We start from the raw sequence: 14923 nt of genomic DNA on the forward strand, positions 1-14923 counted from the left end.
CTTACCTAAAACAAACCGGCCAGCCGCGCAGCCACGCCGCTGGCTGGTTTGTTTTTGCACGGAGACAATGAGATGATCAATTCAGCAACAAACAGCGGCGTGATGCTGTCACAGAACCGACAGAATTCCCCCCTGACCCAGAACCAAAGCACCAAACTGGCCGAAACTCTCTCGCGGTATGATGCCGACAACCTGTCAGACGACGACGCCAAAGCGCTGGTGACCTCGATCCGCGAACTGGGGATCAAAGCTGGCTCTGGTCTGGCCGATGCGCTGGGCGCCGCCGGTATTGATGCGGGTGATCTGGCACAAAAGGCCGGCATCGGCGGTCCGGGCGGTCCTCCGGGTGGCAAGGGTGGCCCCGGTGGCCCTCCTCCGGGCGGCAAAGGCGGCCCTCCTCCCGGCGGTGGCCAAGGGGCAAAAGGCGTGGAGTCAGTGGACGAGGCCGTGGTTTCGCTGATCAAGGACGCCGCCGAAGCCTATGAGGCCAGTGAGGACGAAGAGAGCAGCTTTGCTGATATCCTGGCGGCCAAACTTGAAGAAGCCGGCTATGATCCCAGCCAGCCGGTCGTCGACTTCTACGCCTGAACACCGCACAGAACCCGGGCGCGCCAGACCGGCGCGCCTGTTCTGCAATTCGGCCCGGTCTCAGATCCCGTAGATTTCACCAAACTTGGTATCAAGGTAATCCAGCAACGGGCGCTCATTCGGTTCGAACCCGCAGGCCTTGGCAATCACCTCGCGCGGGCGATACAGCCCGCCGTGACGCTGCACGTTCTGCCCCAGCCAACCGGTCGCCTCGGCCAGATCGCCGCGCGCCAGCTGGTCGTCCAGATCCGGCACGGCGGTGCGCAGCGCCTGATGCAGGCAGCCGGCATAGACATTGCCCAGCGTATAGGTCGGGAAATACCCGAACAGCCCCACGGACCAATGCACATCCTGCAGCACACCGTTCGATGCCTTGTCCACGACAAAGCCGAAATCGTCCAGGAACCGCGCATTCCAGGCATCTTCAAGGTCCTTGACCGCAAGCGCGCCGCTGATCAACTCACGCTCCAGATCGAACCGCATCAGCACATGCAGGTTATACTGCACCTCATCGGATTCCGTCCGGATGAACCCGTCGTGCACCCGGTTGACGGCGGCGTGGAACCCATCGGCGTCCGCAATTCCGATATCGCCAAAGGTGTCGACCATCTGCCCGAACAGCCAGCCGGTAAAGGCACGGCTTCGGCCCAGCTGGTTTTCATAGATCCGGCTCTGGCTTTCGTGCACACCCATCGACACGCCCTCGCCCAGCGGGGTCAGGTGATAGTCCTGCGAAACGGTCTGCTCATAGCAGGCATGACCGACCTCGTGGATGGTGGAATACAGGCAGTTGAACGGATCGGTCAGGCTGGTCCGCGTGGTGATACGCACATCATTGCCCGACCCGGATGAAAACGGATGCACCGCCTTGTCGATGCGCCCCCGGGTCGTGTCATAGCCAAAGACCGCCGCGATCTGGCGCGTCAGCACCATCTGCGCCACCTCGTCAAAATTGCCCTTCAGGCCGGCGGGTTGCGGCCGTTCCAGAATCCGCTGGCGCAGATCCACCAGACGCGGACGCAGGGCGCCGAACATCTGCTGCAGACTGTCGGCCGTGGCGCCGGGTTCGTAATCGTCCAGCAGCGCGTCATAGACATCACCGCCTTTGGACAGCGCCTCCCCCTCTTCGCGGCGCAGCGCGACCACCTTCTTCAGCGTCGGCACAAAACCGGCGAAATCGTCGTTCGCCCGGCACTCGGCCCAGATACCCTGTGCGGCACTTGTGACCCGCGCCAGTTCTTCGGCCAGATAGGCAGGCACACGCCGCGTCCGCTCATACGTCCGCCGGATATGGCGCAAGTTCGCCTGCCCGACTTCGTCCAACTCGGCATCGACAATCACGTCCAGCCATTCGCCCACACGCGGATCGGCGCGGCGCGCATGCAGCACACCTTCCATCGCGGCCATCTCTTCGCTGCGCTGCCCACCGGCGCCACGCGGCATGACCGTTTCCTGATCCCAGCCAAGCCGCCCGGCAATCTGGCCAAGCGCCGAGGTATCGCGTTCAAACGCCATCAGATCATCATATGCACTCATCGCGCGGCCCCCCTTACGGATTGAAATGTCGGATACTGCGCGGCAAACCGCCCCCGCAGGATCAGTACCCATAGAACGACGGCACCGATCTGATGCACGATGGCGATGTGCCATGGCGCACCGTAAATGACCGTAGCAATGCCCAGCACCATCTGCAGCACCATCATCGCCAGCATGGCGTTGAACCGGAACCGCGTGTCGGCGTTGGGCGAACGACGCGCCCGGAGCCAAACAACGACACCATGACCCAGCAGCAGATAGGCGGTCATCCGATGCACGAACTGCACCAGCCCGTCGTTTTCAAAGAAATTGCGCCAGACCGGCGTGATCTCGAACGGCGTCGGCGGCAGGAACTCGCCCGCCATCAGCGGCCAGTCGGTGTAATTGCGCCCGGCATCGATACCGGCCACCAGCGCGCCCAGCAGGATCTGCACAAAGGCCAGCCCGGCAAGAACGGTAACCAGCCTCACCAGCCGCGCCTCACGCGACCGTCGCGCCTGCATCATCTCGCGTTCTTCACGTCCCAGCGCAAAGACATACCAGGCGATAAACCCAAGGATCACAAAGGCCAGCCCCAGATGCGTCGCCAGCCGATAGCTCACCACGTCAAGCTGTTCGCCGCCCAGCCCCGAGGACACCATCCACCAGCCGATCGCCCCCTGCGCACCACCCAGAATGCCCAGAACGAACAGCCGCCCGGTCCAGCCGCGCGGGATCTGCCGCGCCGCCATGAACCCGAAAAATCCCAGCGCCCAAACAAGGCCAATCACCCGGCCCAACTGCCGATGGCTCCATTCCCACCAATAGATGAACTGGAATTCACCCAGGGTCATGCCGTTGTTCTGCAACTGGTATTCCGGGATCGCCTGATATTTCTCGAACTCGGATTGCCAGCTTGCCGCATCCATCGGCGGCAGCGCGCCCGTGACGGGCCGCCATTCGGTGATCGACAACCCGCTGTCGGTCAGCCGCGTCAACCCGCCCACGGCGATCATCACCATGACCAGCGCAAACAGCAACATCAGCCACAGCCGGATGCCCCCGCGCGCGCCACGTTTGCCCGCGTCGATCATTCCACCCTTGGGCGGTGTCGCCTTTGCCTTGGCCGGTTCCGCGCCAACTTCTTCAAAGATACTGCGTTTTCCGCTCATATCCCGCTCCTTTTGTCGGCTTGGACAGTAGGCCGCGCACCTCGGGCCTTCAAGTCAATCACCACGTTCTTTCCAGCGCACCATTTGACGCATGACGCCGTGCAGCATCCGCACATCCGCCTGAGTCAACGGCATCCGCGACCACAGGTTCCGCAGGTTCAGCTTCATGCTCTCGGCCTTGTGCTCGGGGAAAAAGAAACCGGACTCCTCCATCCGTTCCTCGTAATGCTCGGACAGCTTTTGCACTTCGGTCTGGCTCGCCCATTGCCCGCCGGCCAACTCAACAGTCTCTTGCGTGATCTCGACCGCGTGGCGCTGCCATTCATAGGCCGTCAGCAGCACACATTGCGCAAGGTTGAGCGAGGCAAACTGCGGATTGACCGGCACCGAAATGATCGCATTGGCCAGCGCGATATCCGGGTTCTCCAGCCCCGCCCGTTCCGGCCCGAACAGCACGGCCACCTTTTCACCCGCCGCGATGCGGTCCCGCGCGATCTGCATGGCATGTTCGGGCGCATAGATCGGTTTGGTCAGGTCACGATTGCGCGCCGTGGTCGCCATGACGAATGTGCAATCCGCCACCGCCTCGGCCGTGGTCTGCATCAGCTGCGCCTCGTCCAGCAACCGGCCGGCACCTGCAGCCATCGCCACGGCGCTCTGGTTCGGCCAGCCATCGCGCGGCGCCACCAGCCGCATCCGGTCCAGACCAAAGTTCCACATCGCCCGCGCCGCCGCGCCGATGTTTTCACCCATCTGCGGATTAACCAGCACAAAGGCGGGTTGCGGCGTATCTGTCGGCATGGCTCGGCTCCTGTCGGTCTGCTGCCGCCTCATACCACGCAGGCGCGCGGCTGCAACGCGTCGTCCCGCAACTCCCCCGCCCGGACCCAAGCGCATAAACCGGCACCCATACCGCCAGCCATACGAAAACCATACGCTTTCCATACGCCTGCCATACGCCTGCCATACGCCTGCCATACGGCCATTCTGGCCCTGTTTCAGGACGGTTTGACATGGCAGCCGCCCCCGGACCTGCGGACCTCACGCCGGGTGTTTCTGCCCGCTGGGCCGTGCCATACGGCTTGCCATGGCCTGCGACTTAACCGGCGCGCTCCCGGCGAAATCGCGCTAAGGGCAATGGTCAAAACGGTTTTTTCCCTTTATAGCGGGCAAAATTCTATCAGGAGCCTGCCAAGATGGCCGAAACCGAAAAGCCGCAGATCTATCTCATCACACCGCCAGAATTCGACCTGAACACATTCCCGCAAACCCTTGCGGGCGTTCTGGATTCCGCCGATGTCGCCTGCATCCGACTGGCCCTCGCCACCCGCGACGAAGACCGCATCCTGCGCGCCGCCGACGCTGTGCGCGAAATCGCGCATCAGTATGATATCGCTCTGGTTCTCGACACCCACGTGGTTCTGGCACAGCGCCTCGGCCTTGATGGCGTGCACCTTCTCGACGGTGCCCGCTCGGTCCGCTGGGCACGCAAGGAACTGGGCGACGACGCCATCGTCGGCGCCTACTGCGCCCAGTCCCGCCACGAAGGCATGGCCGCCGGCGAATCCGGCGCCGACTACATCAGCTTTGGACCCGTCGGCCAGACGGATCTGGGCGATGGCGCCGTGGTCGATCGTGATCTGTTCGAATGGTGGTCCGCAGTCGTCGAACTACCCTGCGTCGCCGAAGGCGCGCTGGGTGAAGAAGAGGTCAGAAGTCTTTCGCCTGTCGCAGATTTCTTTGCCTTTGGGGAAGAAATCTGGAACAAGGACGACCCTGCCGCGGCCCTTGCCCGCCTCGCCGCAGCGATGGCCGTCTAGGCCTGATGCGCATCTGCTAGGCCATGGCCGATGCGCACCTGCGCCTCCACATGGCTGGCCAGTGACTTGCGGTTCGGGAAGGCATCGACCCGGACCGGCGCGTGGTAGATCAGCTCGACACGGCCCTGCCGCCGCGCCGCCAGCGTCTTGACCAGATGCTCACCAAAACTCATGTCGCCCCACCAGCCATAAAACCGTGGATCTTCGCCCTCGGGCGCATGGTAGATCACGCTGACCGGTTGGATCTTCAATTCATGCTTCAGCCCATCCGCGAAGAACGCCGCAAAAAGCGTTGATTTAAATGGCAGAACCCGCAATCCGTCGGTTGATGTACCTTCGGGAAAGAACAGTAGACGGTGCCTGTGCAGCAGGCGTTCCTCAAATAGTTTCGCCTGACTGGCGGCCTCTTTCGGATCACGACGGATGAACACCGTGCCGGTCGCCCGCGCCAGCCAACCGATACCGGGCCAGCCTGCCACCTCGGATTTTGAAACGAAATAGACGTTCTTGCGCGAATTCAGCGCAAAAATATCGATCCAGGACGAATGGTTGGCCACAACCGCCCCGGGTCCGACAATCCGCGGCCCGCGCGCGGTGATCGGCAACTGCAAAATAATGAACGCCGCCCGGCAAACGCCCTGCGTGATATAGGGCGTGACGGGCCGGTCAACGCCGCAAAGCGGCCGCTCGATCAGACGCGCGACCACCAGGATCAGCAGCCCGCCAAAGGTCACCCCCCCAAGCACGGACCCGCGCAGCAGCACCCGCAGCCAATCCATCACCCCCAGGTGCCGCGCAGGCGGCATGTCGGGCGTCGTCCAGGTGGGACTCACCCGACAACGCCTTTCGTATAAAGGCTTTTCTGCCGTTCATTCATTCGTGCCGTGTCCATGATCAGACAGACGTCGGTGGTGTTGAAAGCATGATCCACATAGGCACCGTCACCGACGCACCCACCAAGCCGCAGGTAGGCCTTGATCAGCGCTGGCGTCTCGATCATCGCGCGTTTGCGATCGACCTCGGGTTCCGCCAGCAGCGCCATTGGCTGATATTCGCGGGCGCGCACACGCAGGGCTTCGGGGGCGCTGTGACGATAGCTCAAATGGCTGAGCGGGTGGGCCAGAGCGTTGATATCGGTGCCATGAAAGCTCGCCACACCAAAGAGTATTTCGATCTCGCGTTCAGCAACATACGCTGCCAGCGCCTGCCACAGATAGAACATCGCCGAACCGCCGCGATACTCCGGATGCAGGCAGGAACGCCCCAATTCCAACAGGTTGCGCCCTGATCTTCGCAGCGGGTCAAGGTCATATTCGGCTTCGGAATAGAACCCTCCGGCGGTCTCTGCGCGGGTCCCCGGCAAAAGACGGTAAACGCCGATCACCGCGCCATGGCGGGCTTCGTCTCGTAACAGAAGATGGTCAAAGAAGGGATCGAAACGATCCTTTTCAAGCCCGTTTTCGTGGTCCACCTGCCCGCCACCACCGCCGAGTTCGCGAACGAATACGTCGTATCGCAGCCTCTGTGCGGCCTGCAGATCCTGGTCGGTCTGCGCAAGATGCGCGCTGAACTGGGGGGCTTGGGTATTCATCTGCGACATTTCCGCTACGTGAAACCGTTTGCTCGCTTCTAGGCAAGCTGCGCAGGGTTGGCAACAGCACCGAGTTCCGCGTTAATTGTCAGGTAAGCAAGTTTACCTAGTTTCATTCGAAAATGGGCACTAGACTGACACGGCTACCTTCGATGACGACTTTACCTTCTTCCCGAAAGTTTACAGTAATGCGCCCGCCGATATTCGACTGCACCTGGCCCGTTCCCCAATCTGGACGATCAGGATGGGTCACTAACATACCGGGTTCCAGCAGTGCGTTTAGATTGTTCATTTTCTGTTCTTCAGCCCGAGGTGTTCATGCAAAGTGATAGCGTCGATCTGGCCGCATTGATAGCGTCCAGAATTTGCCACGACCTGATAAGTCCAGTGGGTGCGATCAGCAACGGGCTTGAACTTCTGACGCTGAGCGGTGCAACAGGCATTGGTCCTGAATTCGACCTGATCAGCGACAGCTGTTCCAGTGCAACTGCGCGAATACGCTTCTTTCGCATTGCCTTTGGTACCTCCTCCGATAGCCAGATGCTCAGCCAGAACGAGGTTCGCCGCATTCTCCAAGATGTCAGCCAGGGCACAAGGCTGCGCACGGAATGGCTCCCGGTCGGTGACCAGACCCGGCGCGAGGTACAACTGGCATTCCTCGCACTCCTGTGTTTGGAGACGGCTTTGCCACTGGGCGGAACGGTAAAGCTCGACCGTCAGGGTGAGGTCTGGCACATCGAAGCGACAGCGCCGCGTATCAACGTGGATCCGGACCTGTGGCAAATGCTGACGGAGCTGACCACCAGAGTCGAGATTTCACCGTCACGGGTGCAATTCTTGATGCTGCAGACCATTGCACGAGAGCTAAAGCGCAAATTCAAAGTTTCGCACACCGTCGATTCTCTCAAGCTGGTGTTCTGAACCAAAGCGCCGGTGGCACCCTAGCTGCGCACCGTGCCATCGCCTGTGACCAGATATTTGAAACTGGTCAATTGTTCGGCCCCGACCGGTCCGCGCGCGTGCAGTTTGCCCGTGGCAATACCGATCTCGGCCCCCATGCCGAACTCTCCGCCATCCGCGAACTGGGTCGAGGCGTTGTGCATCAGGATCGCACTGTCCACCCGGTCAAAAAACCGTGCGACCGCAGCGGGATCCTCGGTCAGGATACACTCGGTGTGCTGGGATCCATAGATGCGGATGTGGTCGATTGCGGCGTCGATATCGTCGACAACCTTGGCTGCAATGATGCTGTCAAGGTATTCGCGGCCCCAATCGTCAGCCGTGGCCGCCACAGTGCCCTCGATCGCCTGAAGCGTCTCATCGGCACGCACCTCGACCCCTGCATCCATCAGGGCACGAATCACGCCCTGCCCGATCGTGTCGATCACATCGCGGTGGATCAGCAGGCATTCCGCCGATCCGCAGATACCTGTGCGGCGGGTCTTGGAGTTCAGGATCACGTCCAGCGCCTTGACCGGGTCAGCCGCCTTGTCGACGTAGATGTGCACGATCCCTTCGAGATGCGCAAAGACAGGCACGCGCGCCTCTTTCTGCACAAGTCCGACAAGGCCCTTGCCGCCGCGGGGCACGATCACGTCGATGCTGTCGGTCATGGTCAGCATGGCCGACACCGCAGCGCGGTCGCGCGTGGGCACAAGTTGTATCGCGTCTTCGGGCAGGTCGGCGGCGCGCAGACCTGCGACCAGTGCGGCGTGGATTGCTGTTGAAGAATGGAAACTTTCCGACCCGCCGCGCAGGATCACGGCATTTCCGGACTTGAGGCACAATGCACCCGCATCCGCCGTCACGTTAGGGCGGGATTCGTAGATCACCCCGATCACCCCCAGCGGTGTGCGCACTCGTTGAATATGTAGACCCGAAGGTTGATCCCATTCGGCCATCACCTGCCCCACCGGATCATCCTGCGCCGCAATTGCGCGCAGACCATCGCATATGGACTGGATGCGGTCCTCGCTCAGCAGGAGTCTGTCCAGCATCGCATCCGACAGGCCCTTGTCGCGGCCATAAGTCATGTCTTTCGCGTTTGCAGCCAGAACAGCGTCCCGCGCGGCCCATAGCGCATCGGCGGCGGCCGTCAGCGCTGCCTTTTTCGAGGCGCCAGTTGCATGGCTAAGCTCAGCCGCAGCCGCCCGTGCACGGGCGCCGATATCGGCCATGAGGGCGGGGATGTCTGTCATGTCCTGCATGGTTCAAGCCTTTGACTGCGTATCATTTTCGTATTTGGAAAGAGAAGAAACCCGTGGTTCAGAGCGCCATGTCATCGCGGTGAATCAGCGCCGCGCGGCCTGGATAGCCAAGCAGGGATTCGATGTCCTGACTTTGGTGCCCCTTGATCGCGCGCGCCTCGACCGCGGTGTAGCGGCTAAGCCCCAGACCCAGTGCACGGCCGTCAGCGGCCCGGATCGCGACCGGATCGCCCCGCCCGAAACTGCCTTCGACTGCCGACACGCCAGCCGGCAAAAGCGATTTCCCCGAAGCGAGGGCCTGCGCCGCGCCATTATCGACCACCAGAACCCCCTGCGGTTTCATCGCGGCGATCCAGCGTTTGCGGGCAAGGTGCGGGTCCAGATGCGGTGTGAACCATGTGGCATTGGCACCATTTTCCAGCGCGCTGAGCGGGTTCAGGACAAATCCGTCGCTGATGGCCAGCGCACAGCCCGAGGCAGTTGCGGTCTTGGCGGCCATAAGCTTGGTCTTCATGCCGCCCTTGGAAAGCCCGGAACCCGCATCGCCGGCCATGGCCTCGATCTCGGGCGTGATGTGGTCGATCACCTCGTACCGGGTGGCGGTCGGATCGGTCTGGGGGTTGCCGGTATAGAATCCGTCCACATCCGACAGCAAGATCAGCTGATCCGCGCCAACGGTCACCGCGACCTGCGCGGCCAGCCGGTCATTGTCGCCATAGCGGATTTCGTCCGTCGCCACGGTGTCGTTCTCATTCACGATCGGCACCACGCCAAAACTGACGAGGGTCTCCATGGTCGCGCGGGAATTGAGATAGCGGCGGCGGTCGGCGCTGTCCTCAAGGGTCACAAGGACTTGGGCGGTGGTGATCCCATGCGGCGCCAACGCCTCTTCCCAGGCGCGGGCGAGACGGATCTGACCGACGGCGGCAGCCGCCTGAGACTGCTCCAGCGGCAACACCGTGGCGGGCAGGTTCAGAACCTGCCGCCCCAACGCGATAGAGCCGGAAGAGACCAGCACAACATCGGTGCCACGGGATTTGATCCGGGCCACATCCTCGGCCACCGAACGCAGCCAATCCAGACGCAGCGCGCCAGACTTGCGGTCCACCAGCAGGGCCGAACCAATCTTGACAACCAGTCGGCGTGCGGTTGTCAGGGACGCCAAGGCGCGTCCTCCTCCGCATCCGCGTCGCGATTGCGCAGACGATTGGCGTCGATTTCGGCACGCAGGGCGCGCAGCACCTCGACAGTGCCTTCCTTGCTGACGCCCGACATCAGCATGACCTTGCCACCGACAGCTTTTTGCAGCTCATCGCGCAGGAATTCGCGTTCCTCGGCATCCAAAGCGTCAACCTTGTTGAGAACAGTGATCCGAGGCTTGTCGTTCAGCCCCCCGCCATAAGCCTCAAGCTCATTGATGATGGTATGGTAGTCTTCGATCAGCGTGCCCGAAGTTCCATCGACAAGGTGCAGCAGCACAGCGCAACGTTCCACATGGCCGAGGAACTGATCGCCCAGACCGCGCCCCTCGTGAGCACCTTCGATCAGGCCGGGAATGTCGGCCACAACGAATTCCACATTGTCCACGCCCACGACGCCCAGGTTGGGGTGCAGCGTGGTAAAGGGATAGTCGGCGATCTTTGGCCGCGCGTTGGACGTGGCAGCCAGAAAGGTCGATTTCCCGGCATTGGGCAGCCCCAGCAGACCAACATCGGCGATCAGTTTCAGCCGCAGCCAGATCGTGCGTTCGACCCCCGGCTGCCCCGGATTGGCCCGTCGCGGGGCCTGATTGGTGGCGGTCTTGAAATGCAGGTTGCCCCAGCCACCGTTGCCGCCGCGCGCGAGTTGTACGCGCTGACCAAGTTCGGTCATGTCTGCCAGAACCGTCTCTTCGTCCTCGTCAAGGATCTCTGTTCCGACGGGCACGCGCAGCACAATGTCTTCGCCGGTCTTGCCGGTGCGCTGCTGGCCCATGCCGGGCTGCCCGCTGTGGGCAAAGAAGTGCTGCTGATAGCGGAAGTCGATCAGGGTGTTCAGCCCGTCAACCGCCTCGGCCCAGACCGATCCGCCGTTGCCGCCGTCACCGCCATCGGGGCCACCGAATTCGATATACTTTTCACGACGAAAGCTGACAGAGCCGCCGCCACCGCCGCCAGAGCGGATGTAGACTTTACATAGATCGAGAAATTTCATCTTGGGCGTCCTGCATTGCGCATGCGCGCGGGTGTAGCCTGTTCCCGCGACCGCCTCAAGCGGTGTGGATCAGCGCAGTTTTCTGAGATAGGTCCAGGTGGCAACTTTCGTATTGCGCGCCACCGAAAAGGCCTCAGCCTCACCGATGTATTCGAAACCGCAATTTGTCAGCACCCGGGCCGAGGCGAGGTTTTCCTGAAAAACGCTTGCGAACATCGTGGCGCTGCCCATTGGATTGGCATCAACCAGCGCCCGCACGGCGTCTGACGCAAGGCCGGTGTTCCAGAAGGCCGGAGCGACCCAATAGGAAACTTCGGACTGTTCGTGATCCATGCGTTCGAGCGAAATCACCCCCATCACCTCGGGTCCGTCTTCCTTGGTCCCGTCCATGGCCCATACATCCTCGGACCGGTCGGACGACATGACACGGGCAACATAGGCCTCGGTCGCGCCCGGTGGCAGCGGATAGGGAATGGAGGTCGTCATGTCCGCCAGACGTTTATCACCTGTGTAATAGGCGATCAGACCCGTATCCGACTGGCGCAGCGGGCGCAGGTCGAAACGTTCGGTCTGGATTGTCGGCTGTACGACGGATTGATCTAGGCTCATGTGTTTTCACCTCCAAAACACGGCGATGGTTAAGACGTCAGGTTTGCGCGGTCCCTCTTACGGAAACAGTGCAGCGCGCCCATGACGTTTTCCAAGATAGAAAAAGGGGACCGGCTGTGGTGCCGATCCCCTTAATGTCTCTGAAACCTTAAGGTCGGCTTATTCAGCGGCCTCCGCCACTGGCAGAACCGAAATAAAGGTACGGCCCTTGAGGCCCTTGTGGAAGGTCACGGCGCCTTCGGTCATGGCAAAGATCGTGTGATCCTTACCAAGGCCAACGCCCTCACCCGGCCAAAACTTCGTGCCGCGCTGGCGGACGATGATGTTGCCAGCGATAGCCGCCTGACCACCGAAGAGTTTCACGCCAAGACGGCGACCGGCAGAGTCACGTCCGTTGCGGGAGGAACCGCCTGCTTTTTTGTGTGCCATGGGTTGGTCTCCTTATTTCGCAGCCAGATCTTTGGCTTGTTCGATCCAGCCTTCACGCTCGATCCGGCCTTTGAACGACAGCAGCTCGCCGAACTTTTCGACGTCTGCATCTGTCCATGCAGCGATCTGCGCATAGGTGGTGATGCCTGCATCATGCAGCTTTTTCTCAAGCGCCGGGCCAACACCCGAAAGCACCTTGAGATCGTCGCCGCCTGCGGCTGCAGCAGCAACCTTGGGCGCAGCGGCCTTCTTTGCAGCCTTGGGCGCCGCAGCGACCGGAGCAGCAGGAGCCGAACCCGAACCAATCGCGGCCTTCATGCCGGAGTCACCGCCACCCGAGGCGAGAATTTCCGTCACGCGGACCAGCGTCAGCTTCTGACGGTGCCCCTTGGTGCGCTGCGAACCGTGCTTACGACGACGCTTCACGAAGTGGATGACCTTGTCACCCTTGATTTGGTCAATGACTTCGGCCTGAACAGCCGCGCCCGCCACAAAGGGGGCGCCGACGGTCAGGTTGTCACCGCCAAGCATCAGAATCTCATTGAACTGGACTTTTTCACCAGCTTCAGCTGCAAGCCGCTCAACCCGGAGCGTATCGCCCGACTGAACCTTGTACTGCTTGCCACCGGTTTTCATCACCGCAAACATGCGTCTCTTCCTTTATCTTCCGCGTTCTGTGGCCCCTGCCCGTTTGCAGGTGTTTTCTGGCTTGCGCCGCCTCGAACTGCGCGCCCGCTATGGGCGTCATGTCAATAACCTCTACCGCCGATGCACATGCGTCGACCCGAGAGCCGCGCTTATGTTGCCGAAAGCGGCGATTGTCAAGCGGCCCCAAGGCTTAATCAGGCCGACAGCACAAAAATGCCTAGAGGTCCTGCGCCTGCATCTGACGGGCTGAGGCCAAACCCAGCCGGTGCGAAATCTCGTCGTACATCTTGTTGAACCCGGCAAAGAGCGCGCGGTTCATCACACGCCCCTCCTCGCTTGAGGAAATATCGATATAATCATCCAGCGTTTCATCGCTGAGCGGCCCATAGGCCAGCAGCAGAAAGCCATAGAGCCATTCGCGCGTATCCTGACGAGTCTCGTCTTCCTGCTCCCAAACGTCAGCGATGATCTCTGCTTCCGACAGATCGATCGCACCGCCATCAAGAAGCCCGGTGTAGAAGTGGAAACTTGCATTCAGCGCGCCCGCGACGTTGGACTCGATCAGATCGTTTGCCTCGACAAAGGTTTCCAACTGTCCGAGCCGCGGATCGCCGGTACCATCAAGGTCGCGAAAGGTCGCGCGTGCAACGTCCTCGACATCCCCTTCCATCATCGCCTGCCGTGCCTCGAGTTCAAGCGCAACAACGCGTTGACCGTCCTGGGTTGCGAAATACTCAAGCAGTGGGGCAACATCCTGATCGCCCATAGATTCGGAAAATTTGGCGCGCACGATCTCATACATACTGTCGGTGTCGTAAATCGAAGACACCACAGCCGACCAAGCTGCGGACTTGCCCCCAGGCAACAGATCCCGCGCCAGTTCGTCACCGTAGTCCAGCCCCTCGGTCCGCATGACGTCCACGATCTGTGCTACACCCAGCACATTGATCAGATCGTCGACCGGTGCGGCCCAGACGGGAAAGGCAGTGACTGCGGCAGCAGCGATGACGCTCAGTCTCGCGAACATGGCGGCGGGATCCTTTGTTGTGTTGCGCGGTAACTATTCTGCCTGCCAGTGATTTCCAAGCCGCAACTGGGCACGTCCCTGTGATCTATCAGCCCGGATTGCGCAAATTTCTGATTTTCCCTGTTGCGCCCGCCCCCAACATGAGGCTAAACGCCCCCACCAGGCCCCCGCGGAGAGATGCCGGAGTGGTCGAACGGGGCGGTCTCGAAAACCGTTGAGCCTTCACGGGTTCCCAGGGTTCGAATCCCTGTCTCTCCGCCATCGTCTATTTTTTCCTTTATTTCCAAGTGCTTGCAGGTGCATTTTGGCGAACCTCGAAAGAGGTTCTCCAGTTGTTTGTTGTGGACCGTTATCAGTTAACTGCCCGCTTGGCCAAGCCGACTGTGGTCCCTGCCAATGTTAGGTTACCTGTCAGTTCTTCATGCAAACGCCTGACGCGATCACGATTACTTTTTCGTCCTCCCGGGGGCAAGCCGGTACACACAGACATTTAGGCGTCACTCACCCACTGATCTCGAAAGCTTGTTCATTGCATCGTCAGCCATCTTCGCTCGGTTGGCGTCCCTTGTGTACCGTTCGACTTCTCTCAGGGTCTTATGCCCCGTAACAGCCATGATTTCATGGGGCGACGCTCCAGACTCGGCCAATCGACGGGCTATGGCCCTCCTGAGACCATGGGAGGAACACTGGGGGAGCCCAGCCGCGTTGCACCATTTGCGCATATCTTTGCCAAGTCCCTTTTCAGATCGAGCTATACCGGAATTCGTTTGCAGAAAGGTTGAGTGTCCTCGCGGAATCCGGTCGATCATCTGCCGGAGATGCGGATGGATAGGAATATTTATTTCCTGCCCGTTCGTATTTTCCGTCTTTTGTCGTACATATACGATCCGGTCTCCAAAAATATTTGACGGACCAAGCTTGACCGCATCAACTCGAGCAGCTCCTGTGTTGAGCATCAAGACCACAGCATTGCGCGGCACAGTTCCTGGTTTATAGAAATCAAAGAAACGAGAAATTTCATCCTCGGTCGGCATTGTTGCACAACTCTGACTATGGACGATTCACAACGTGAATCTATGCGGTTAGAGGGTCTTTATGAGCAAGCCACCTCCCGCCCGCTACCG

Annotated in this window: 17 protein-coding genes and 1 tRNA gene; 4 read left to right on the forward strand and 14 right to left on the reverse strand. The window is 60.8% G+C overall.

The window, feature by feature from the left end:
* Nucleotides 1–72: 72 nt before the first annotated feature.
* Entirely contained in the window at nt 73–588 is a 516-nt protein-coding gene (locus CHB75_RS21695) for a hypothetical protein (protein ID WP_089271465.1), read from the forward strand.
* A gap of 60 nt (nt 589–648) precedes the next feature.
* Here the strand turns inward: CHB75_RS21695 and CHB75_RS13890 are convergent, their stop codons facing one another.
* The 3 genes from CHB75_RS13890 to CHB75_RS13900 are packed head-to-tail and all read right to left on the reverse strand — an operon-like array spanning nt 649 to nt 4076.
* Nucleotides 649–2124 carry a carboxypeptidase M32 gene (locus CHB75_RS13890; RefSeq protein WP_089271467.1) on the reverse strand — a complete coding sequence of 492 codons (1476 nt, stop codon included), beginning with the start codon at nt 2122–2124 and terminating at the stop codon, nt 649–651.
* A complete protein-coding gene (ctaA, locus tag CHB75_RS13895; RefSeq protein ID WP_089271469.1) occupies nt 2121–3275 on the reverse strand; it encodes a heme A synthase in 1155 nt (384 codons plus the stop codon). Before ctaA ends, CHB75_RS13890 begins: the two co-directional genes overlap by 4 nt.
* Before the next feature lie 54 nt (nt 3276–3329).
* Nucleotides 3330–4076, reverse strand: coding sequence for an RNA methyltransferase (locus CHB75_RS13900; RefSeq protein ID WP_089271471.1), 747 nt, complete (start codon nt 4074–4076; stop codon nt 3330–3332).
* A gap of 395 nt (nt 4077–4471) precedes the next feature.
* Here CHB75_RS13900 and CHB75_RS13905 point away from each other — a divergent pair, with 395 nt between their 5' ends.
* Nucleotides 4472–5095, forward strand: a complete 624-nt coding sequence (locus CHB75_RS13905) for a thiamine phosphate synthase (RefSeq protein WP_089271473.1) — start codon at nt 4472–4474, stop codon at nt 5093–5095.
* Here the strand turns inward: CHB75_RS13905 and olsA are convergent.
* The 3 genes from olsA to CHB75_RS13920 all read right to left on the reverse strand — a co-directional run bounded on the left by olsA (nt 5092) and on the right by CHB75_RS13920 (nt 6978).
* The gene (gene olsA / locus CHB75_RS13910) at nt 5092–5928 is read right to left on the reverse strand and encodes a lyso-ornithine lipid O-acyltransferase (RefSeq protein ID WP_425439503.1); all 837 of its coding nucleotides are present in this window, start codon (nt 5926–5928) and stop codon (nt 5092–5094) included. The genes CHB75_RS13905 and olsA overlap by 4 nt on opposite strands.
* On the reverse strand, nt 5925–6686 hold the full coding sequence (gene olsB, locus CHB75_RS13915) for an L-ornithine N(alpha)-acyltransferase (protein WP_089271519.1): 762 nt from the start codon (nt 6684–6686) through the stop codon (nt 5925–5927). The genes olsA and olsB overlap by 4 nt, the downstream gene beginning before the upstream one ends.
* Nucleotides 6687–6798: 112 nt before the next feature.
* A complete protein-coding gene (locus CHB75_RS13920; RefSeq protein ID WP_089271475.1) occupies nt 6799–6978 on the reverse strand; it encodes a DUF3553 domain-containing protein in 180 nt (59 codons plus the stop codon).
* A gap of 26 nt (nt 6979–7004) precedes the next feature.
* Here CHB75_RS13920 and CHB75_RS13925 point away from each other — a divergent pair, with 26 nt between their 5' ends.
* The gene (locus CHB75_RS13925) at nt 7005–7607 is read left to right on the forward strand and encodes a histidine phosphotransferase family protein (RefSeq protein ID WP_089271477.1); all 603 of its coding nucleotides are present in this window, start codon (nt 7005–7007) and stop codon (nt 7605–7607) included.
* A 20-nt stretch (nt 7608–7627) separates the two neighbouring features.
* Here CHB75_RS13925 and CHB75_RS13930 read toward each other — a convergent pair whose 3' ends face one another.
* From CHB75_RS13930 to CHB75_RS13960, 7 genes are all read right to left on the reverse strand, one after another.
* Nucleotides 7628–8893 carry a glutamate-5-semialdehyde dehydrogenase gene (locus CHB75_RS13930; RefSeq protein WP_089271479.1) on the reverse strand — a complete coding sequence of 422 codons (1266 nt, stop codon included), beginning with the start codon at nt 8891–8893 and terminating at the stop codon, nt 7628–7630.
* Nucleotides 8894–8951: 58 nt separating this feature from the next.
* Entirely contained in the window at nt 8952–10058 is a 1107-nt protein-coding gene (gene proB, locus CHB75_RS13935; protein WP_089271481.1) for a glutamate 5-kinase, read from the reverse strand.
* Nucleotides 10046–11086 (reverse strand): GTPase ObgE, encoded by a 1041-nt coding sequence (obgE, locus tag CHB75_RS13940; protein WP_089271483.1) that lies wholly within the window; start codon nt 11084–11086, stop codon nt 10046–10048. The genes proB and obgE overlap by 13 nt, the downstream gene beginning before the upstream one ends.
* A 69-nt stretch (nt 11087–11155) precedes the next feature.
* On the reverse strand, nt 11156–11695 hold the full coding sequence (locus tag CHB75_RS13945) for a GNAT family N-acetyltransferase (protein WP_089271485.1): 540 nt from the start codon (nt 11693–11695) through the stop codon (nt 11156–11158).
* Nucleotides 11696–11854: 159 nt separating this feature from the next.
* The gene (gene rpmA, locus CHB75_RS13950; RefSeq protein ID WP_089271487.1) at nt 11855–12124 is read right to left on the reverse strand and encodes a 50S ribosomal protein L27; all 270 of its coding nucleotides are present in this window, start codon (nt 12122–12124) and stop codon (nt 11855–11857) included.
* Nucleotides 12125–12136: 12 nt separating this feature from the next.
* Nucleotides 12137–12772, reverse strand: coding sequence for a 50S ribosomal protein L21 (locus CHB75_RS13955; protein ID WP_089271489.1), 636 nt, complete (start codon nt 12770–12772; stop codon nt 12137–12139).
* A gap of 217 nt (nt 12773–12989) precedes the next feature.
* Nucleotides 12990–13799 carry a DUF2059 domain-containing protein gene (locus CHB75_RS13960; RefSeq protein WP_089271491.1) on the reverse strand — a complete coding sequence of 270 codons (810 nt, stop codon included), beginning with the start codon at nt 13797–13799 and terminating at the stop codon, nt 12990–12992.
* 171 nt (nt 13800–13970) lie between these two features.
* Between CHB75_RS13960 and CHB75_RS13965 the strand changes: the two genes are divergently transcribed.
* Nucleotides 13971–14060: transfer RNA gene (locus CHB75_RS13965), tRNA-Ser, on the forward strand.
* 236 nt (nt 14061–14296) lie between these two features.
* Here the strand turns inward: CHB75_RS13965 and CHB75_RS13970 are convergent.
* Nucleotides 14297–14833, reverse strand: coding sequence for a tyrosine-type recombinase/integrase (locus tag CHB75_RS13970; RefSeq protein ID WP_089271493.1), 537 nt, complete (start codon nt 14831–14833; stop codon nt 14297–14299).
* Nucleotides 14834–14923 lie beyond the last annotated feature (90 nt).

The organism is Puniceibacterium sediminis, from assembly GCF_900188035.1.
Lineage (GTDB): Bacteria > Pseudomonadota > Alphaproteobacteria > Rhodobacterales > Rhodobacteraceae > Puniceibacterium > Puniceibacterium sediminis.